The 19809-nt window shown below is 62.4% G+C and carries 17 protein-coding genes and 1 pseudogene; 2 read left to right on the top strand and 16 right to left on the bottom strand.

Translation table 11 applies throughout. The annotated features are described in order from the left end of the window. Positions 1-184: 184 nt before the first annotated feature. From KHP07_RS25785 to KHP07_RS25745, 9 genes are all read right to left on the bottom strand, one after another. A complete protein-coding gene (locus tag KHP07_RS25785; RefSeq protein ID WP_214498276.1) occupies positions 185-1681 on the bottom strand; it encodes a YdgA family protein in 1497 nt (498 codons plus the stop codon). 147 nt (positions 1682-1828) lie between these two features. Next, positions 1829-2461 carry an NADH:ubiquinone oxidoreductase subunit N gene (locus KHP07_RS25780; protein WP_078046299.1) on the bottom strand — a complete coding sequence of 211 codons (633 nt, stop codon included), beginning with the start codon at positions 2459-2461 and terminating at the stop codon, positions 1829-1831. 81 nt (positions 2462-2542) lie between these two features. Then, on the bottom strand, positions 2543-3985 hold the full coding sequence (locus tag KHP07_RS25775) for an efflux transporter outer membrane subunit (RefSeq protein ID WP_078046298.1): 1443 nt from the start codon (positions 3983-3985) through the stop codon (positions 2543-2545). Further along, on the bottom strand, positions 3982-4872 hold the full coding sequence (locus tag KHP07_RS25770) for an efflux RND transporter periplasmic adaptor subunit (RefSeq protein WP_099491531.1): 891 nt from the start codon (positions 4870-4872) through the stop codon (positions 3982-3984). Before KHP07_RS25770 ends, KHP07_RS25775 begins: the two co-directional genes overlap by 4 nt. Next, positions 4869-5078, bottom strand: a complete 210-nt coding sequence (locus KHP07_RS25765) for a DUF1656 domain-containing protein (protein WP_012721577.1) — start codon at positions 5076-5078, stop codon at positions 4869-4871. The genes KHP07_RS25770 and KHP07_RS25765 overlap by 4 nt, the downstream gene beginning before the upstream one ends. Beyond that, positions 5075-7153 (bottom strand): FUSC family protein, encoded by a 2079-nt coding sequence (locus KHP07_RS25760; protein WP_078046296.1) that lies wholly within the window; start codon positions 7151-7153, stop codon positions 5075-5077. The genes KHP07_RS25765 and KHP07_RS25760 overlap by 4 nt, the downstream gene beginning before the upstream one ends. Next, a complete protein-coding gene (locus KHP07_RS25755) occupies positions 7150-7560 on the bottom strand; it encodes a MarR family winged helix-turn-helix transcriptional regulator (RefSeq protein WP_028615224.1) in 411 nt (136 codons plus the stop codon). The genes KHP07_RS25760 and KHP07_RS25755 overlap by 4 nt, the downstream gene beginning before the upstream one ends. 347 nt (positions 7561-7907) lie before the next feature. Next, a complete protein-coding gene (locus tag KHP07_RS25750; RefSeq protein WP_028615223.1) occupies positions 7908-8153 on the bottom strand; it encodes a DUF2789 domain-containing protein in 246 nt (81 codons plus the stop codon). A gap of 35 nt (positions 8154-8188) precedes the next feature. Then, a complete protein-coding gene (locus KHP07_RS25745) occupies positions 8189-9793 on the bottom strand; it encodes a glycosyltransferase family 39 protein (RefSeq protein ID WP_214498275.1) in 1605 nt (534 codons plus the stop codon). 168 nt (positions 9794-9961) lie between these two features. Here KHP07_RS25745 and KHP07_RS25740 point away from each other — a divergent pair, with 168 nt between their 5' ends. Together KHP07_RS25740 and KHP07_RS25735 are read left to right on the top strand one after the other, a co-directional pair. Continuing rightward, on the top strand, positions 9962-12130 hold the full coding sequence (locus KHP07_RS25740; protein WP_214498274.1) for a PA5441 family protein: 2169 nt from the start codon (positions 9962-9964) through the stop codon (positions 12128-12130). Continuing rightward, positions 12127-12831 carry a DUF3142 domain-containing protein gene (locus KHP07_RS25735; protein WP_100491788.1) on the top strand — a complete coding sequence of 235 codons (705 nt, stop codon included), beginning with the start codon at positions 12127-12129 and terminating at the stop codon, positions 12829-12831. Before KHP07_RS25740 ends, KHP07_RS25735 begins: the two co-directional genes overlap by 4 nt. A gap of 4 nt (positions 12832-12835) precedes the next feature. Here KHP07_RS25735 and KHP07_RS29625 read toward each other — a convergent pair. The 7 genes and pseudogenes from KHP07_RS29625 to KHP07_RS25705 all read right to left on the bottom strand — a co-directional run. Continuing rightward, positions 12836-12985 (bottom strand): annotated as a pseudogene (locus KHP07_RS29625) (RNA polymerase subunit sigma); the annotation flags it as partial. A 66-nt stretch (positions 12986-13051) separates the two neighbouring features. Then, positions 13052-14497 carry an efflux transporter outer membrane subunit gene (locus tag KHP07_RS25730; RefSeq protein WP_214498273.1) on the bottom strand — a complete coding sequence of 482 codons (1446 nt, stop codon included), beginning with the start codon at positions 14495-14497 and terminating at the stop codon, positions 13052-13054. After that, complete coding sequence (locus KHP07_RS25725) at positions 14494-15552, bottom strand: HlyD family secretion protein (protein WP_214498272.1); 1059 nt, start codon at positions 15550-15552, stop codon at positions 14494-14496. Before KHP07_RS25725 ends, KHP07_RS25730 begins: the two co-directional genes overlap by 4 nt. A 15-nt stretch (positions 15553-15567) precedes the next feature. Continuing rightward, the gene (locus KHP07_RS25720; RefSeq protein WP_078046290.1) at positions 15568-17103 is read right to left on the bottom strand and encodes an MFS transporter; all 1536 of its coding nucleotides are present in this window, start codon (positions 17101-17103) and stop codon (positions 15568-15570) included. 131 nt (positions 17104-17234) lie between these two features. Continuing rightward, on the bottom strand, positions 17235-18155 hold the full coding sequence (locus KHP07_RS25715) for a LysR family transcriptional regulator (protein WP_065899503.1): 921 nt from the start codon (positions 18153-18155) through the stop codon (positions 17235-17237). A gap of 52 nt (positions 18156-18207) precedes the next feature. Next, entirely contained in the window at positions 18208-18834 is a 627-nt protein-coding gene (locus KHP07_RS25710; protein WP_214498271.1) for an energy transducer TonB family protein, read from the bottom strand. 123 nt (positions 18835-18957) lie between these two features. Further along, the gene (locus KHP07_RS25705) at positions 18958-19806 is read right to left on the bottom strand and encodes an ABC transporter permease (protein WP_012721565.1); all 849 of its coding nucleotides are present in this window, start codon (positions 19804-19806) and stop codon (positions 18958-18960) included. Positions 19807-19809: the final 3 nt, after the last annotated feature.

The following is a 19809-nucleotide window of genomic DNA, read 5'->3' as shown; positions in this document are numbered from 1 at the left end:
CGACTGTATGAAAAGGGACAAGTCAGAACAATTGTTCAGAATTGCCCGCAAATCTGAAAAACGAATGGGGGAACGAACTTGCCTGCGATAACGGGCTGCCAGCCGGCATGAACGCCGACTGTTTGACCCTTATCGCGGGCAACCCCGCTCCCCCATCTTTTATTTCAGGGCGATGGCGAAATAGTTACTGCGCGCCGCCAACCGCACCGACTTTGGACATCACGAAGCCAATGAACTGCTCGACGGTCATCTTCTGGCCGTTGAAGGTCACTTCATTGTTGGCGTAATGCAGCTTGGAGACCACGTCGCTGCCTACCAGGGTCGCCAACTGCGTGCCGACGGCCATGCCGCTGACCATTTCACTGGCCATCCGGGATTGCTGCTCGATGGCTTTAGGGTCGGTCACACCACCGACCTGCGCTTGCAGGGCGGCAACGTCGGCGATCATCGGCTTGGACAGGGTCAGGTTGGCGTCCAGCAGCGAGACCATTTGCTTGCCCAGTTCCACCGGCGGCAGTTCCATGGAGGTCGGCTTGGCCAGGTCCAGCACCAGGTTGAACTTGCTCTCACCGTGAGTGGTTTTCAGCGACAGGTTTTCCAGCGCCAGGTGCGGCTTGGCGGCCAGCAATTGGTTGACGTTGGCTTCGGCCAGGGTTTGCTCGGCCTCGGTCAATTGCAGCTCCGGCACCGGCTGGCCGGCGGCGGCAGCGGCTTGCACCGGCTGCATCTTGTCCTGGTAGAGCTTGGTCAGCACCAGGCCCGACGGCACATCGATGTTTTTCAAGCTCAGGGCCATGGCGGCAGAGCCGACGGGTTTGCCTTGGTAGCCGATCTCGTCGATCTTGTAGTCGACACGGCCGGCCATGTTGTTGTCGTTGATCTCACTGGAGTCTTTCTGCTCGAAGCCCTTGAAGGTCAGCACGGCTTTCTGCGGACCAAAGGTGAGCTTGGTGTCACTTAGCTCTACGGTGTTCTGGCCGGTGTAGAAACCGAAGGTGGATTTCTCCAGGTTGCTGGCGACGGTCAGGCCGGCGAACTCAGCGTTGAACGGCGCGCCATTGGCGTCGACTACGTCCAGCTTCAGGCTGTTCATATAGCCATCCACCTTGACCTTCTTGCCCTCGGCGGTGCTGTCAAAATCCAGGTTCAGGCCCGAGAAGCTCACCGAGGAGGTCTCGTCCTTGAACTCCAGCGGCAGCAATTCAAGGTTGCCGGTGACCGAACGGCTGTAGCCGATATTGGCCACGCCTTTGAGCGGCGACACGTCTTTGGCGGCGGCGAACCATTTTTCGGTGGTGGCGTTCTTTTCCAACGCATAGTGACTGGTGGCCATGACCGGCAGCCACTTCAGCGACACCAGGCGAGAGAACGGCAGCGGGCCGTGTTCGATATGGTCGACAATCAGCAGCTCGGGGTTCGGGTTCTGTTCACCGAAGAACGAGCCCTGGCCCTTGAGGCGGTAATGCGCGGTACTGCTGAACAGGCCACGGTCCAGGGACACCAGCTCCAGGGCAACGGTGCCGTCGACACCGGCCATGGAACGTTGCAGTTCCTTGTTGGCGTCCTGCACAGCCGTCTGCAGCACCGGCTCCAGCTGCTTGCCGGTGTACCAGGCGCCGCCTGCACTGACGACGCCGACGGCGACAACAAAACCCAAAAGAACGACTGCTGGCTTATTCATGAAGTGACCTGATCAAATCCTGTGAGAAGTGGGCTGTCTTCCTTGAACCCCGAGGGGGATTGGCTCAAGCCCGCCGAAAACGGGGGAAGATTAGCACTGGCGGCCACAAACGGCCCAGCCTTTCAGAGGGATCAGTTCAGTAGTAGTTCAGGAATACTCCAGCTCAATTTCATCCAACTGGTGGTCAAAACTCTTCAGCCGCGCCGTCCAGGTGTACACCAACACCTCAAACTCGCGGTGTATCACGGCATTGCCGGGGGTGTCGGCCTTGGGGTCACAGAAATCCAGCTGGTAGCGCTCGCGGGCCATCTGGGTTGCCACATCGGACAATTCCCGCGCGTTATTCAGCCAATGCCTACCATCCGCGACCTGCTGGTCGAGGGCTACGCACTGCTTTTTCAGGACTTCGAGGCTTTTTTCCAAGGGCGTGCCGGTGAGGTCACCCATGACTTCCTGGAACGTACGCCCCGGCTGCCAATAGCTGCCCCAGAAATAGCGGTCGAACACGGTCTCGACCCGGCGCAAGGCGACCTTGGTGTCCCAGATCGCCACGCGGGTCTTGCCTTGTTCGAGAAGCTTTTTTTTCACTCGTTGATTCTGGTAGGAAGCCCAGGCCACGACGCCGATGGACAGGGTGCCGATCACCAGGCAGGCGCTGTCGAGAAACACCATGGCCTTGTCGAGTTGGTGAGCCAGCATGACGCCGTAGAAATAGGCAGCCGATAACAACACCAGTGCGAAACACACGCACCAGAAAGCGGGAGCATAAGGGTTTTTCATTATTGGAATCCCCATGAGCAAACGCGAGCAGTGTCAGGCGAATCGTCACGGCGATCCGCCTGTCAAAGCATAGCTATTCGCTCAGGGTTTGCCGGTCTGTGACGCTTGCGTTCGTCCGCTTTCCCAGCCACCGCCCAAGGCCAGGAACAGATCGATCTGGCTCATGGCAACCTGGGTGTTGGCGGCTGCCAGTTGCGCGCGCACATCGGTGTAGGTGCGGGTGGCTTGCAGGTCGGCCAGGAACGACGCTCGGCCCGCCTGGAAGAAGCGGTGGGTCTGGTCTGCGGCTTCCCGGGCAGACTCGCCCGCTTCGGCCAGGGCGTCGCGGCGTTGCAACTGCGCGGTGTATTGCGCGAGGCCGGTCTGGGTTTCGCGGATGGCGTTGAGCACCACACCGTCGAAATGCGCGAGGGCGCCCTGGGTCGCGGCCTCGGCTTCGTGGATACGGGCGCGGGCGCCGTTGGTCGGCACCGACCAACTGATCAGCGGGCCAAAGCCCCAACGGTTGGTCGCCGGTGTGCCCAAGTCATCGAGGATCCCGACAGTGCCCACCGTGGCGCCGATGCTGATGTCCGGGTACAGCGCGCCGGTGGCCACGCCGATACGTGCAGTCGCGGCGGCGAGTTGGCGTTCGGCCTGGCGTACATCGGGGCGACGCTTGAGCAGGGTCGCGCCGTCGCCCACCGGCAGCAACTGGGCGATGTGTGGCAGCTCGGCGCAGCTGGCGGTGCCCACCGGCAGTTGGTCCAGCGGCTTGGCCAGCAGCATCGACAGGCGGAACAACCCGGCCTGGCGTGCCGCTTCGTAGCGCGGCATGTCGGCGCGCAAGGATTTGTATTGGGTCTGCGAACGGGTCACCTGGGTTTCATCACCCCGCCCGGCGTCGCGCAGGCGCTGGGTGAGCTGGGTGCTCTGGGCTTGCAGGTCGAGGGACTCGTTGGCAATCGCCAGTTCTTCGTTGGCCGCGCACACCTGGGTGTAGGAGCGCACCACATCTGCCACCAGGGTGATGCGCGCGATGTCGGCAGCCGCCTGGGCCGCGTCGGCACTGGCCTGGGCGCTTTCGATGCCGCGCTGCAGGGTGCCGAACAAGTCGAACTGGTAGGACGTGCTGATGCTGGCGCTGCCAATATTGGCCACTGGGACTTTTTCTGTCAGCAGAAAGGCTTCGCCCGACTCTTGCAGGCGCTGGGCCTCGGCCTTGGCGCCGGCGCTCCAGCCGCCTGCGGACTCCGCTTCCTGGGTCTGGAAACGCGCGCGTTGCAGGTTGGCGGCGGCCACACGCAAGTCGGTGTTGGAGGCCATGGCCTGGCGTACCAGCTCGTCCAGGCGCGGGTCTTTATAGAGCTTCCACCAGTCCGCCGGCACCGGCGCCGACACCACATTATTGCCTTCGCCCGCGAGCGGCCCTTGCAGGTCGCCACGGTTGACGGCCGACGTTTCCGGCAGCTTGTAATCCGGCCCCACCACTTGGCAGGCCGACAGCAACAACCCCAGCGCAGCGGTTGCCAGCAGCTGCTTCATGGCTGGTCTCCGTCTTTGGCCTTGTCGCCGATGATCGACACCGTGGCAGTGCGCCCGGCGATCATACGGAAGTCCGCCGGCACATCATCAAAGGCGATACGCACCGGAATCCGCTGGGCCAGGCGCACCCAGCTGAACGCCGGGTTGACGTTGGGCAGCAGGTTGGAGCCGCTGCTGCGGTCGCGGTCTTCGATACCGGCGACGATGCTCTGCACGTGGCCACGCAGGCGGGCGTTGTCGCCAATCACGCGGATGTCCACGCCCATGCCGACATGGATACCGTCGAGCTTGGTCTCTTCGAAATAGCCATCGATATGGAAGGAATTACTGTCGACCACCGACAGCACCGGGCGACCGGCGGTGACGAATTCCTGGGTGCGCGGCGCGCGGTCGTTGACGTAACCGTCCACGGGGCTGCGGATCACCGAGCGGTCGAGGTTGAGCTGGGCGGAATCCACCGTCACCTGGGCTTCGGCCAGGGCCGACTGGGCACGGGCGACGCGGGACTGGCTTTCTTCCAGCTGCTCGCTGGGCACCAGGTTGCCGAGGCCACGGTTACGCTTGTACTCGCGCTGGGCCTGCGCCAGGGTTTCCTGGCGGTCGGCGACGGCGGCCTGGGCTTGGCGCAGGGCCAGCTTGAAACGGTCCTGGTCGACGGCGAAGAGCACTTGGCCCTTGGTCACCAGTTGGTTGTCGCGCACGTCCACGCGCTGGATCAGCCCGGACACGTCCGGCGCAATCTGCACGATGTCGGCACGGATGTGGCCGTCACGGGTCCAGGGGGCAAACATGTAGTACATGACCATGCGCCACACCACGACGACCGCAAACGTCACGATCAACAACGTGAGGACTACACGGCCGATGGTTAAAAAAGGTTTTTTCATGTCATCAGGTATCGACTGAGTGAGTCCACCGCGCCCAGCAACAGCGCGTAGAGCCCCACATTGAACAATGCCCGGTGCCAGACCAGGCGATAGAAGTGGACGCGGGTCAACAACCCGTGCACCACCAGGAACAACACGTACGTAATGCCCATCAGCACCAGCAGCGTGGGCAGGAACACCCCGCTGATATCCAGATCACCGATCATAAAGGCGCTCCATCAGGTAGCGGCGCTTCCATTTCGGTGCCGCCAATAAATTCCACGCCCGGCAGCAGCGACAGGCGCAGCCCGGCCAACGCGTGCAGCAGGTGCAGGCGGGTGTCGTCTTCGTCTTGCAGGCCCTGGCCGTTGAGGGCGCGGCGCGTGCGGTCCAGGGTCATCAGCAGACCGCTGGGCGCGGGCAAGCGTTCACCGGCCTTGAGGCACGCCTTGAAATAGCCGCCCACGCCTTCCACCACCTGGTTGAGCAACACCCGTGGCACCCCGAGGATGCGCGGCGAGTAGGCCAGCAGGTCGAGCAGGTTCAGCGCCACGCGCAAATCGCGCAGGGCGGTGCCGGTGTCCTGGTTGATCAGGGCCAGGCGCGGCAGGTGTTGCATCAGGCGGTCAAGCATCTGCGCGGCCATGTGCCGGTGTTCGGCCAGGGTCGCGGGCTCGGTGAGGCTGACGATGTCGCGCCAGCTGAAACGGGTCAGGCGCTTGGCCGCCAATTCAGCGCCGAAGGGCCGCGCGATCAGCGTCCACACAAAGGCAAACAACAAGCCCACCGGCCCCGCCAGGTTGACGTTGGCGAAGTTGAGGAAGTCCGCGTCATAGGCGCCCTGGATGCTGATGAACGACGAGGTGTTCACCAGCGTCAGCAACATGCCCAGGTAAAAACGCGGCTGCACGGTGAGCGTGCCGATACAGATAAACGGCACGGCGAACGCCAGCACCAGCATCGGGAAGTCATGCAGGTTGGGCAGCACTAGGAACAGATAGAGGCTGGCAAACAGCACTGACATGGCGGTCCAGAAAAAGAACCGATAGATCTGTGGCGCCGGGTCATCCATCGAGGCGAAAAAGCTGCAGGCGACAGCGGCCAGGATCACCGCGCTGCCGCCGTCGGTCCAGCCGAGCAGGATCCACAGCACCGAGGCGACGATGATCGCGGTGACGGTGGAGAACGCCGAGTAGAACATCAACCCACGGTCGAGGAACGGCGTGAGCCGGCCCAGGCGCCAGTGACGGTACACGGCGCGCCAGGTGTCCTGGCTCTCGCACTGGATGGCAGCTTGCAGGCTGCGGCAGTCTTGCCACAGGTCGATCCACTCTGCGAGACGATAGAGCGCATTGGAGAACAGCAGCGTGTGCCGGTCATCCAGCGCTTCGCCCTGGGGTTGAGCGGCGTCGACCTTGTCGCGCAGCACGCGCCAGCGTTCAAGCGGGGCTGTTTCGGTGGTGCTTTCCAGCCAGGCGTTGGCGGCCTCCAGCAACGGTGTGAGCTGATCTGCGAATTCCGGGGCGCGGTGTTCAATCGCGTACACCGCATCATCCAGGGCATCGATCACCGGCAGCAGGTGGATCATGCGCCCGCGCAATTCCTTGGTGTTGCGCACTGTCTGCGGCCGCGCGCCTTCGTGGGGCAACTGGCCGATCATCAATTCGAGGGTGTTGAAGGTGGCGACCATACCGCCGCGCAGCGTGCTGATTTCGTCGGGCTCTACATTGCGTGTGAGGAACCGCTGGCTGTAGACCTGAGCGTCGGCAAACCACTTGGCCACCGAACCATCAAACACCGGCATCAGCCGGCGCGGCCAGAACATTGCGCCCACCACTGCTGCCACTGCGATACCGAGGAAGATTTCTTCGGTACGCGCCTCTGCCACATCCCACACCGCCAGGGGGTTATCCACCACCGGCAGGGCGATCAACGGCAAGGTGTAGCCGGCGAGCATCAGGGCGTAGTTGTTGGCCGTGCGCAGGTGCATGGAGAGGAACAGCAGGGTGCCCGTCCACAAGGCAATCACCACCACCAGCATGTAGGGCGACTGCACGAACATCGGCACAAAAAGAACGGCCGCCGCCGCCCCCATGAAGGTGCCGATGGCGCGGTACAGCGCTTTGGAACTGGTAGGGCCGACAAACGGGCTGGAGACGATATACACCGTCGCCATCGCCCAATACGGACGCGGCATTTGCATGAGCATGGCGATGTACAAGGCAATCATCGAGGCCGCGAAGGTACGGACCCCATAGAACCAATCACGGGCAGGCGGGAAACCGGTAAAAAATCCGTTCAAAGCGACGCTGCCTCGAAGGCGCGCAGCACTCGCAGCGCGGCCTCCATATCACCTGGGGTCATGTCTGCCAGCACTTCCTTGCGCAGCCGCACCAATTGCACTTCCACCGCTTGCACCAGCTCGCGGCCGCGCTCGGTCAGGCTCAAGGCCTTGGCGCGACGGTCATGCACGTCTTCGGTGCGGCACACATAACCGTCGGTGCACAGACGATCGAGCAAGCGCACCAGCGACGGGCTTTCCATCCCGGACGCCTGGGCGACCTTGACCTGGTGCACACCATCGCCCAGGCGGCCGATCATCAACAACGGCACGGCGCAGGCTTCGGAGATGCCGTAGCTCACCAGCGTGGTCTGGCAGATTTTGCGCCAGTTACGGGCGCCCACCACCATGCTGCTGCTGAGGTTCATCTGGAGTTGTTCGAGGGATTGAGGCACTGGATAGTTCGCATACAGTTAGTTTGCTAACTATCAATATGGTGGATGGATCCAGATGCGTCAAGTTTTGAAACAATTTAGCGGATGGGTGGTGGTCGGTGCGTCGGTACAGAATTTACTAACACCGCAAAACTCTGTGGGAGCTGGCTTGCCTGCGATTGCGGTGGGCCACTCGAGGTATATGTCGACTGACACTCCGCTATCGCAGGCAAGCCAACTCCCACATTTAGATCGGGGCTTGGCCCGTCCGGGTCTTAGCGTGGGGAGACAGGCGCGTGCGTCAGAAAAAGCTCACTAACGCGGTAAAACCCTAGGTTTTTTTACCCCCCTCGCCCACCCCGCAACATGAGATTCAACTCATCCACCACTTCCGCCCAATCCGCATCCTCCAGAATCTCCTCGCGCAAAAACGCCTTCTGGCTGTCCGTCCAGAAAAACGCATCCGCCAGTTTCAGCTCCGGCTTGAGCGGCGAATGCACCGCCACAAACTTTTCGATACTCACCGGGTCATCCGGCAGACCCAGCTGTTTGAACAGTGACGGCAAGCTATGCACGGGCGATTCCATGATGGGCTCCTGATAGAAAAAAGCATTCACCCAGTCTAGCGGCAGCCCTCGGGTTGCGCCGACGGGACATTACACAACACGAACAAGCGCGCCCTGGCGCCGCCGCCATCCTGGCGACTGAGTTCGCGCCAGCCCTCAGGCAGCGGGGCGAAATCGTCCGGCGCTTCGTTGCTGCTGATCAGCCACACGCGACGGGTTTCGGCGGGCAGTGCCGACAGGTGGTCGAGGTAGATGCGTCCGCCGTCCTGGTCCACCAGGGTGCCGAAGCCATAGGCATTCGGCCGGGTGGGCGTGCCGTCGGGTTTGGGCGGGGTGTAGAGCTGCAACTGGGCGTCGGTCTGGTCGTAATACACATAGCTGAGGTACCACATCATGTCGCTGAGGACGATGCGGTCGTCTTCCTGATAGTTGCGGTTGACGAACTCCACCGGCACGTTGAATTGGTCGTGCTCATCCACGGTGAAATTGTTCTTCAACCCCACCAGCTCGACGCCGACGAACAGCACAAACAATGCCGCTCCCAGCAGTGCAAACCGCGACGGCAGACGATCAATGGCCATCGCCAGCAGAATCGGCAAGCCCAGAGCGTAGACCGTCAGGTAACGCTCGATAAACACCGGGGAGACAAACGACACGCCGTAGACCAGCAGCAATGGCAGCAGAAAGAACAGCACCATCAGGCTGGCCGGTCGGTAGCGCTCGCGGTCATGCCAGGCAGTAATGACAACCACCGCCACCAGCAGCAGTGGAAACAGCCAGAACAGCGGCGCCCAGAAGCCGACGCCTTCATCCTGGAGCACGAACTGCCAGATCATCGAGGGGAGGGAGAACAGGCTGACCGGTTCTTCCCAGCCAATGTCGCCGCCCACCTTGAGCTGTTCGACGTGTTGCACCAAGTCCAGCAGATTCGGCAGCCAAGGCAGGTACAACAGCACAATCGTGGCGTTGACCAACCACCACGCCGGGCGCGTGATCAGGCGTTGGTCGCGCGGCATCGTGACACTCAGCATGCCCAGGTAAGCCCAATGCACCAACACGCATAGCGCAGTGAAGTAATGGGTGTAGAAACCGGCCGTCATCAACACGACATACGCCGCCAGATAACGCGTGCGCTCAGGTTGGCGTACCCAGTAAACCAGCGCCAGCGTGGCGCCCAGCAGCCATACACCCAGCAGCGAATACATGCGCACTTCCTGGCTGTAGCGCACCGCCGTGGGCAACAGCGCCAGCAGTATCCCCGCCAGCAGCGCCGCACGACGGGTGGACAGTTGCCGCGTCAGCCAGATGCCCAAGCCCACGACGACCACACCGGGAATGGCACTCATGCCGCGAATCGACCAGATGCTGTCGCCGAACAGTTCGATCCAGCCGCGCAGCAGGAAAAAATACAGCGGCGGGTGCACGTCGTGCGCGGCGTGGAACCACAGGTCGCCCAGGGCGTATTCGCTGAGCAGCAGACTAGAGCCCTCGTCGCCCCATATCGCCGCCGACGTCAGGTTGTAAAAACGCAGCACCATGGCCAGCGCCAGGATCGGTACCCACCACAGTCGGCTGATCCAGCCGGCACCTTCCCACGTGAGGCGATTGAGTGCGGGCAACGTCCCGACCTTTTCGTTTTGCTCTACCACAGACCGACGCACCTCGATTCCCCCGATTGCCCAAGCGCAAACACCGCCACTCTAGGACAAAAGATCCAGGCTGGCTGCTGGAATCGGACAAATCAATAATTTGTGCAGGGCTTCTCCGAAGCAACCGTAGGAACACGCTATTATTGCCTCCCTCCAAGGACTCAGGATCAAGGACACGTCATGCGCATCGGTTTTCTGTCACCCCTGGCACTGGCACTGCTTGCCGGCATCACCCAACAGGCCCAGGCCAGCTCTGACGACTCGTGCTACCCCGACTGGCGCGTCTCGCGTGATAGCCTCGATTCCTGCAGTAACCTGCCCTTCCTCAGCCCCGGCAACGACAGTCGCGTCAACCTGCGCCTGCTGCTGGCGGACAAAAAGGCCGAACCGCTCACGCCCAATGCGCTGAGCGAAGATGATCTGTCTCAGGGCTTCGGCCCGGTGCCGTTCCCGGTCTATCGCCTGGCGCCTATCCCCGCGACAAACGATGAGCCCGACAACAAGCCGGACAATTCACGCACCGCCGAACTCGACACCCTGCTCAAGCCCCTGGGCATCCAGCGCGACGAGTACAAGACCGCAGGCGAAGCGTTCCTGACTGGCGAGGGCAGCCGTTGCCGCAGCAACGATGATGACAGCGCCACGGCGTTCATCAGCCAGGTGATCAAGGCCGACATGCCGGCTGCTGAGCGTGAGCTGCTGATAAAAGCGCGCCTGCAACTGCTCACAGCCTGTTCGTGGGAAGGCCAGGTGGTGGACGCCCAGCAGATCCAGGCCAACGACGGCCAACTGTTCCGTACCTACCTGCAAGCCGCCGCCGACTTCTACAGCGGTCGCTTCGGTGACGCTGAGCGCGGTTTTGCCGCCGCCAGCGCCAGCCACGTGCCTTGGCTGAAGGAAACCGCGCTGTATATGACTGCGCGCACGTCTTTGAACCAGGCCCAGGCTGAAGCCTTTGACGAGTACGGCATGCCGCAGCTCGAGCATGTGGATAAGTCCGCCCTGAGCCATGCCGAGGAAGGCTTTCTCGGTTACCTGAAAACTTATCCACAGGGCGACTACCTGGCCTCCGCCCGTGGCCTGTTGCGCCGTGTTTATTGGTTGGCAGGTGACAACACCAAGCTCGCCGAGGCCTTCGGCTGGGCAATGACCGAGGCAACGGACGCGCAGCGTAATGTGTCGGTGGATGAACTGGTGGAGGAAGCCGACCTCAAGCTGTTGATGGTCAATAGCGAAACCGTCAGCACGCCGATGATCCAGTTTGTCAGCAACCTGATGGTGATGCGCGGTGGCAACCAGCCCGCCCTCTCCCGCACCGACCTGGAAAAGCAGAAAACTGCGTTTTCCAGCGCGCCGGAGCTGTATGACTACTTGCTCGCGGTGTCTGCGCTGTATACCGAGCATCAGCCGGACGCCGCGCTGAAACAATTGCCCCAGAGCGTGCCGTCGAGCCTGAATTACTTTGCCTTCAGCCAACAAACCCTGCGCGCCCTGGCCCTGGAAGCCAAGCAAGATTGGAAAGGCGCCGAAGCGCTCTGGCTGCAACTGCTGCCGCTGGCGAAGTTGCCGTTGCAACGCGATCAGCTTGAGTTGGCGTTGGCCATGAACTACGAGCGCAGCGGCCAGTTGGCCAAGGTGTTTGCCGCCGATTCGCCGATCAGCGCCAAGCAGGTGCGTTACATCCTGCTGCGCAACGTCGCCGGTCCCGAGTTGCTGCGCCAGCAGATCGCCCAGGCCAGCGATCCGCTGGAACGCCAGACTGCGCAATTCGTGCTGCTCTACAAAGACCTGCTGCGCGGTCAGTACGCTACCTTCGCCGACGACCTCAAGCAGCTGCCAGCCTCTGCCCCGGAAGACAAACTGGGCACCAGCCTGGGCTACGTCTACAGCACCAGCCAGACCTTGAAGCTGTTCCAGTGGAACGGCGACAAAGCCGAGTCTGGCTACAGCTGCCCGAGCATTGCGCAAACCGCCGCGACCTTGCAGGGCGATGCCAAAAACCCACAAGGCTTGAACTGCCTGGGTGAGTTCATCCTGCGCAACGGCCTGGACGGCATGCCACTGGAACAGGCGCGCGCCGCCGGCAGCCTGGGCAGCAGTGCATCGGACTTCAAGGGTGAAACCTTCTCGCGCCTGGACGGCTACAAACAGGTGATCGGCAACGCCAAGGCACCCAAGAATGACAAGGCCTACGCCCTGTTCCGCGCCATCAACTGCTACGGGCCCTCGGGCTACAACAGTTGCGGCGGCGTCGATGTAGAACCGGCCGTGCGCAAGGCCTGGTTTCGCCAGTTGAAAACCAGCTACGCCGACACCCAGTGGGGCAAATCGCTGCAGTACTACTGGTGAAGCACCTGTGGCTAGGTTTGCTGTTGCTGGCAAGCCCGGCCTTCGGCGCCGTCGACGCCCGCGACTATGACGCCTTCTGGCTGTGGAGCGGGGTTACACCACAGCCGGTGCTCAAGCAGGCGAAAACCCTGTACATCCTCCAGGGCCAGATCAACTCCACGCGCCGCGCGCCCCAGCGCGGCGTGCAGATGATTGCCCAAGGCATCAGCGTGCCGCGCCTTACCGAAGGCGACATCTGGATCGTCTACCGCGCCCACACCCTGCACTGGCCCGAGCAGGTCTACCGCCAACTGTTCGGCCAGGTGCAACGCTGGCGCGACGCAGGCAATCCGGTGGTGGGCATCCAGATCGACTTCGATGCTCGCACTCAGTACCTGCATGAATACGCCGACTTCCTGCGCGACCTGCGCCAGCGCCTGCCCACCGACCTGCGCCTGAGCATCACCGGCTTGATGGACTGGAGCAGCAACGCTGATCCGGCTGCCATCGCTCAACTCAAAGGGGTGGTGGATGAAGTGGTGGTGCAAACGTATCAGGGGCGGCACAGCATCCCGGATTACACGGCGTATTTGCCACGGATGAACCGGTTGGGGTTGCCGTTCAAGGTTGGCTTGATTCAGGGCGGGGAGTGGGAAGAGCCGGGGTATCTGAAGGACAGCGAGTGGTTTCGAGGCTATGTGGTGTTTTTGCAAAACCCTTGATGCACGCAATCTGTAGGCGCAGGAAGGTGTCCTGCGCCACAACGGCCGCATGCTCACGGTCGCCCAGACGCTTGCGCAACCCGCCTTGCAGCCAGCCGTGATGGTCGCGGTACAGGAGGTGAAGCTGTCGCTGGCCGTCAGTCGCGGTGTCCATGAAAAGCTCAGATACACTATTGAGAGCAATTATCTTATTTCGCGACTGACAAAAACTCTTCGCCGTTCAGCGCCCAGCGGTTTGCAGCGGATACACCGATTCCCAGCCGCCACCCAACGCTTTGTACAGCCCAACCATGGCCAGGTCCACGCTGGTCGAGCTCTCCACCCACTGCTCTTGCGTGGCCAGCAACGCGCTCTGCACGGTGAGCACGTTGACGAAATCCACCACGCCTTCCACGTACTGCTGTTGCGCGGTGCTCAGGGCAATCTGGTTCTGGCGCACGGCTTCGGCGAGGCTGTCGCGGCGCAGTTGGCTGGCGTTATAGCGAGTCAGTTGGTCGTCGATCTCATGCCAGGCTCGCAGCACGGTTTGCTGGTACGCGAGCGCCGCTTCCTGTTGCTGGGCTTCGCGCAGGTTCAGCATGCCTTGCAGGCGCCCGCCATTGAACAACGGCAAGCTGAACTGCGGGCCGAAGGCAAAGGCGCGGGAGCCCCAGGAACCGAGATCCGAGAGTTGCATGGCCTGGGAACCGAGGCTGCCGGATAAAGTGATGCGCGGGTAGAAGTCGCCCTTGGCCACGCCAATGCTGGCGGTGGCGGCGTGCAGGCGTGCTTCGGCCTGGCGGATATCCGGGCGGCGTTCGGCCAACTCCGACGGTAAGCCAATCGCGACCTGGCGCTGGGTCTGCGGCACAGCGGCGTCCTTGGACAACTGCGCATGCAGGGCCTGCGGCGGCTCGCCCATCAACAGGCTGAGGGCGTTGATCAGTTGGTCCTGGCGCTGTTGCAGATCCGGCAGACGCGCTTCGATAGCGGCGACCTGGGCGGCGGCTTCGGCGACGTCCAGATCCGTCGCCACACCGTCCGCCAGGCGCAACTGCGAGAGTTTGAGGCTGTGTCGCGCGACGTCGAGGTTTTGCTCGGTGACGGCGCGGGTGTTCTGTACGCCGCGCAGTTGGATATAGTCCTGGGCCGTCTCGGCGAGTACCGACAACAACACCGCGCGGCGGTCGTCTTCAGCCACTTGCAGGGTGGCGTCAGCGGCTTCGGTTTCGCGTTTTACCCGGCCCCAGAAGTCCAGCTCCCAAGAGGCGGAAAAACCCATGTCCCACTGATTGAACGCCGAGCGGCCGTTGTTGCCGGAAGGGTCGCTCAGGCCCTTGCCGCTGTTGCGTTGGCGCAGGTAATCACCGTTGGCGTTGACGTTGGGATAACGCTCGGCGGTGGTCACCTGGCGCACGGCACGGCTTTGCTGCAGGCGACTGCTGGCCAATTTCAGGTCGAGGTTATCGGTGAGCGCGCGACGGGTGAGCGCCGAGAGTTGCGCGTCGTGGAATACATCCCACCAGCGCTCCTGCAAGGGATCGCTGACGGCACGGCTGGCCGCCTGGCGACCCTGGGGCGCGTTCCATTGCGTCACTTGCGGGCTCTGGGGCTTTTGGAAATCCGGACCGACCGTGCAGGCGCTCAGGCTGATGAGGCTCATGGTGAGCCAGGCCACTCGTTTCATTGCTGGGCCACCTCACGGGTCTGCACGACCGGCCGGGTGTCGACGCTGGCTTCCACCGACATGCCGACCCGCAAGCGTTCGGTGTGCGCCTGGTTGGGTTCGAGGACGATTTTCACCGGGATGCGCTGCACCACCTTGGTGAAGTTACCGGTGGCGTTATCGGGTTTGACCGAGGCAAAGGTCACCCCGGTGGCAGGCGCGAGGCTTTCCAGATGGCCGTTGAGCAACTCACCGTCGAGGCTGTCGACGCGCACCTGCACGGCCTGGCCGGCGTGCATATGGGAGAGCTGGGTTTCCTGGAAGTTGGCCACCACGTACGCTTCTTCCAGCGGCACGACCGCAAGGATCTTGCTGCCTGGCGTCACGTAGGCGCCCACCCGCACTGCACGCTCGCCGACCATGCCATCCACCGGCGCGACAATGCGCGTGTACGACAGCTGGTAACTGGCCAATTCCAGCGCGGCCTGGGCACGCTTGAGCCCACCTTCGGCGGCGTCGCGCTGGGCGGTGAGGATTTCCACTTGCTTGCGTTCAGCCGCCAGCACCGCCGTGGCATTGGCCAGGCGCGCGGTGGCCTGGTCGATGCGGGTCTTGGCTTGCTGGGCATTCTGCACGGTGCCGGCACCGACACCGGCGAGGTGGTTGTAGCGATTCAGTTCGTGTTCGGCAAAGGCCATTTCGGCACGATCCGCCGCGACGGTGGCCTGGGCCTGGGCGATCACCGAGCTTTGGCGCTCGAGGGTGGCGGTGGCGTTTTTCAGTTGGGCCTGGGCCACCAACGCATCGGCGTCGGCAGCCTGGGCGGCAGCGCGGAAGTCGCGGTCGTCGATCAGCGCCAGCAGTTGCCCGGCCTTGACACGCTGGTTGTCTTCCACCAACACCTCCTTGATGAAACCGGCCACACGTGGCGCCACCAGGGTGAAGTCCGCAGCAACGAAGGCGTCGTTGGTGGTCTGGCGCTTGCTGCCCAGCACACCCGGTGCGACCAGATACACCAGCACGCCGAAGGCGAACACAGCAATAACGGAGACGGCAATTTTGTCTTTGCGTTTCATGAACAGTCCTTTCAATCAAGTCGGTGCGCGAGGCGGGAAAATCCGCGTGGGCATCCAGAAAATCAGCAGGATCAACGCCACCGCGACTGCGGCCATGACGTAATACAGATCCGAAGAAGTCAGCACCACGGCCTGTTCGTGCAGGCGGTGCGCCAGGCCCGGCGCGTCGCCGTCGGCCAGCGGTGAGTTACCCAGGCGGTCGACCAACATGGTCGAGTGAAAATGCAGGCGCTGGGTGGTCAAGGTATCGAGCACACCGGTGGCGATCACGGCGGCCAGGCCCTTGATGGTGTTGAACCAGGCCGAGGCGAACGGGCCGTCCATGGGCTGGATGCTGCCGGTGGAGAGCATCAGCAGCGGCAACACGGCCATCGGTTGCCCGAAGATTTGCAGCAGGTACAGGCCGTAGAAATCGTCACGAATCCATTCCGAAGTGAGGTGCGCACTGCCCACGCAGCACAGCACCAGCATCCCCAGGCCGATCCCCAGCACCCAGCGACAATCAACCCAACGCAGGTTGCACAGCGCCGCCACCAGCGGCAGCGCGATCAACTGCGGGATGGCCATCAGCAGCATCACTGGCGCGGTTTGCAGCGGACGATAGCCCTGGACCTGGGCGAGAAAACTCGACGGGATGATGATCACCGAGGTCAGCACCATAAGCACGCCCGCCAGCACGATCAGCGCAAACGACAGGTTGCGCAGGCCGAGCATCTGCAGCTTGAAGAACGGTATGGGCTGGGACCACTCGTTCACCATGAACAGCACCAGCAAGGCACTGCCGCCGCACAACAGGAAGGTGATCAGGCCCGACTCGAACCAGTCCAGGCGGTTGCCTTGCAGGATGCCGATGACCAGCATGCAGATCGCCGGGAAGCCCAGCAGCAGACCGCGCCAGTTGAACTGCTTGAAGCGCTCCAGGCGCAGCGGGTCCTGCGGCAGCCCGTAGGCCACGGCGACCATGGCCAGCAGGCACGGCGCGACGATCTGCCAGAACGCCCACTGCCAACCGACGTACTCGGTCCACAGCGCCGCCAGCGGCGTGCCCAGGCTCGGGCCGAAGGTGGCGGTGAGTGCATAGCCGGCCAAGCCGTACAGCTTGACGTTGGCCGGCAGAAAACGCAGCGCCACGGTCATCAGCATCGGCGGCAACGCGCCACCGGCCAGGCCTTGCACAGTGCGCAGCACCAGCAGGCTTTCGTAGTTCGGCGCGAACGGGCACAGGATCCCCAGCACGGTGAATAGGCCGATGGCGCACAGCGTGAAGCGGCGCAGGGAAAAGGTCACCGAGCACCAAGGCGCAAACGCCATGGCCGACACGGAGGTGGCGGTATAAGCCGCGACCAGCCAGGTGCCTTCGTCAAAACCGATGTACAGCGCACCGCGAATATCCGCGAGGGCCACCTTGGTGACCATCTCGTTGAGACCGGAGACCAGCACGGCCAGCAACACGCCGACCAGACCGATGATGATGCGCGGACCGAAGACGGGCGGGGTCATGGCAGTGGGCTTGGCTGCGGCCTGGAGTGCGGGGGCAGCGAGGGACGTCATGAACAGATAACTCGGAATGGTAAATACCCGAGCAGTTTAATCAGGCACACACATGACAAAAAGTTACTTATTGGCAGGGTATAACTGCGCCAGACGCAATCCTGAATTCGTGTAGGAGCTGGCTTGGGGCGTCAGGTGGGCTGGGCTTCGAGCCAGGTGGCGTGGCAACTCTCGCGCATGGTTTCGCGCAGCCATTTGTGGGCGGGGTCTTTGTCGAATCGCGGATGCCAGGATTGGGCCAACACCAACGTCGGCAGCGAGATCGGCAAGGCGAATGCACGCAGTGGCAACTTCAGGCGATTAGCGCTCAGCAGCGCTTCCTTGGGCACCGGCAGCAGCAGGTCGGAGTCGGGCAGCATGAACATCGCACCGTGGAAACCCGGGGCGATCATCGCCACGCGGCGTTCCAGCCCCTGGGCATTCAGTGCGGTGTCGATCGGCCCGCGCGCAATGCCGCGCCGCGAGATGCTGATGTGCGAGTAGCTGGCAAAACGCGCCGCGGTGATTTCTTCGTCAAACAACGGATGGTCTTCCCGCGCCAGGCCGACGAAGGTGGTGGAGAACAGGTTCTGCACCTTCACTTCGGGGCTGACCGGCATGGTGTTGCTCACGCGCAAGTCCAGGCGCCCTTCGCGCAGGGCCTCGTCGTCGGTGTCACCTTCGGGCACAAAGCACAGTTCGCACAGGGGGGCCATGCGTTCCATGGTGTCGAACAGGCGCCCGCCATACACACCGATGAAAAAATCATTGGCGCGCACGCTGAAGCGGCGGCGCAATGTGCTCAGGTCCACCTGGTCCGCCGAGCGGAACAGCAGCGCTGCCTGCTCCACCACGTTGCGCACCTGGCCTTGCAGTTGCAGGGCCTTGGGCGTGGGCACCAGGCCGCGCCCGGCGCGCACCAGGATCGGGTCGCCCACGGCTTCGCGGATACGCGTGAGGGTGCGGCTCATGGCGGCGGGGCTGAGGTTCATGCGGCGCGCGGCGCCGACCACGCTGCCCTCGTCGAGCAAGGCGTCGAGGGCGACCAGCAGGTTCATGTCCGGTAGTTGCATGCCAAGCACTCGTGATCAACGGGGCGTGAATTGAGCGCAATCGTAGCAGGCTTTACAGGTAGCGTCGGAGGTTGCTGGGCAGGTATTTCGCGTAGGTCGATTTGGGATGGGCCTGGCATTTGCGCACGATTTCCGGCAGGGCGCTTTCAAGCGCGTCGGCGCGGACCAGGCCTTCGTTGTAATCGCTTTTACCGCTCAATGCCGGGAACATCACGGCGACGCGGGTGATGGCAAAACTCTTCATTTGGATGAGCGGGCGGGAAGGATGGTTGCGGCGGAACTGGCTGACTTCTTCGTTCAACGCGCTGCAGGACTGATAGGTCGTTTCCATGAAGGACAACTGAGTACTCTTCGCCTTGATCTCCTCGGGCGTGAAGATCATCTCGTTTTGCGCGTCGATCACCGCTGGCTGATCCGCATTTACCGTCCAGGGTTTGAAACGCCATTGTGTGGCCGCCTCCACGGCGGCTTCGCCGAACTCGGGCTTGGTGGCGCTGAGCGCTTTTACATCGCTGACCGAACCATCATTGTGGATCTTCAAGCTGATGCGCGCATGTCCCGGGACAGACGTCAGGAACGAGGGGTAGTGCGGCTTGGGCATGGACACGGCTTCGGGAACGAACGCCGCCAACACCGAGGTCGATAGCAACAAAGCCGCTGCCAAGACAAAAAAACGCATAGTCGTAAATCCCTTTACCGATCGACGCCATCGCAGCGCCGAATTCGGGCGGGATTATCGAAGCCAGCCTGGGCAAAGAGCAACCATTCCTATTAAAAACGAAGATTCTTACGCCCCATGAAATCAGCGCTGCATGCCCCAGCGCTTCACCGTCAGACGCTCGAACGTGTCAAACACCAGGTTTTCCACAAGCAGCCCGATCAGGATCACCACCGCCAGCCCGGCAAACACCTTATCGGTGTACAGCTCGTTGCGGTTCTGGAAGATGTACCACCCCAGGCCACCCTTGCCACTGGTTGCACCGAACACCAGTTCGGCGGCAATCAATGTACGCCAGGCAAACGCCCAGCCGATCTTGAGGCCCGCAAGAATCGACGGCAGCGCCGCCGGGATGAGGATGAACAGCACAAACCGCATGCCCTTGAGGCCGTAGTTGCGCCCGGCCATGCGCAGGGTTTCGGACACGCCAAGGAAACCTGAGTAGGTGTTGAGCGCCAGCGCCCACAATACCGAATGCACCAACACGAAGATGAGGCTGTTCTGGCCCAGGCCAAACCACAGCAGCGCCAGCGGCAACAAGGCAATCGCCGGTAGCGGGTTGAACATCGAGGTCAGGGTGCTCAGCAAATCACGGCCCAGTTGGGTCGATACCGCCAATGTGGTCAGGGCGAACGCCAGTACGATGCCGATCAGGTAGCCCTTGATCAGCACCACCAGCGAGATGCTGACCTTGCTGAGCAATTCGCCGCTGAGCAGGCCGTCGTAGAGCGCGTGAAAGGTCTGCAAGAAGCTCGGCAGCAGCAGGTCATTATTCTGATAACGCGCAACGGCTTCCCAGAGGATCGCGAGCACGATCAGGATCAGGCCCTTGCGCAGCCAGCCTTGTTGCCACAGGCGCTGGCGCAGGGGCAGTTCGCGTTCAACGGGGACGCTGAGCAGCGGTTCGAGGGTGATTTCATATTCCTGGCGCATGGA

Source organism: Pseudomonas sp. VS40, assembly GCF_018587885.1.
GTDB lineage: Bacteria > Pseudomonadota > Gammaproteobacteria > Pseudomonadales > Pseudomonadaceae > Aquipseudomonas > Aquipseudomonas pergaminensis.
The sequence above is the reverse complement of the archived record's forward strand: the minus strand, read 5'-3'. Positions and strand labels throughout refer to the sequence as shown.

Excerpts from the sequence above, each read along its gene's own strand:
- KHP07_RS25710 (WP_214498271.1), bottom strand. The coding sequence starts at position 18,834 with ATGCGTTTTTTTGTCTTGGCAGCGGCTTTGTTGCTATCGACCTCGGTG.
- KHP07_RS25780 (WP_078046299.1), bottom strand. The coding sequence starts at position 2,461 with ATGAAAAACCCTTATGCTCCCGCTTTCTGGTGCGTGTGTTTCGCACTG.
- KHP07_RS25740 (WP_214498274.1), top strand. The coding sequence starts at position 9,962 with ATGCGCATCGGTTTTCTGTCACCCCTGGCACTGGCACTGCTTGCCGGC.
- KHP07_RS25720 (WP_078046290.1), bottom strand. The coding sequence starts at position 17,103 with ATGACGTCCCTCGCTGCCCCCGCACTCCAGGCCGCAGCCAAGCCCACT.
- KHP07_RS25785 (WP_214498276.1), bottom strand. The coding sequence starts at position 1,681 with ATGAATAAGCCAGCAGTCGTTCTTTTGGGTTTTGTTGTCGCCGTCGGC.
- KHP07_RS25730 (WP_214498273.1), bottom strand. The coding sequence starts at position 14,497 with ATGAAACGAGTGGCCTGGCTCACCATGAGCCTCATCAGCCTGAGCGCC.
- KHP07_RS25770 (WP_099491531.1), bottom strand. The coding sequence starts at position 4,872 with ATGAAAAAACCTTTTTTAACCATCGGCCGTGTAGTCCTCACGTTGTTG.
- KHP07_RS25705 (WP_012721565.1), bottom strand. The coding sequence starts at position 19,806 with ATGCGCCAGGAATATGAAATCACCCTCGAACCGCTGCTCAGCGTCCCC.
- KHP07_RS25750 (WP_028615223.1), bottom strand. The coding sequence starts at position 8,153 with ATGGAATCGCCCGTGCATAGCTTGCCGTCACTGTTCAAACAGCTGGGT.
- KHP07_RS25755 (WP_028615224.1), bottom strand. The coding sequence starts at position 7,560 with ATGAACCTCAGCAGCAGCATGGTGGTGGGCGCCCGTAACTGGCGCAAA.
- KHP07_RS25715 (WP_065899503.1), bottom strand. The coding sequence starts at position 18,155 with ATGCAACTACCGGACATGAACCTGCTGGTCGCCCTCGACGCCTTGCTC.
- KHP07_RS25775 (WP_078046298.1), bottom strand. The coding sequence starts at position 3,985 with ATGAAGCAGCTGCTGGCAACCGCTGCGCTGGGGTTGTTGCTGTCGGCC.
- KHP07_RS25765 (WP_012721577.1), bottom strand. The coding sequence starts at position 5,078 with ATGATCGGTGATCTGGATATCAGCGGGGTGTTCCTGCCCACGCTGCTG.
- KHP07_RS25725 (WP_214498272.1), bottom strand. The coding sequence starts at position 15,552 with ATGAAACGCAAAGACAAAATTGCCGTCTCCGTTATTGCTGTGTTCGCC.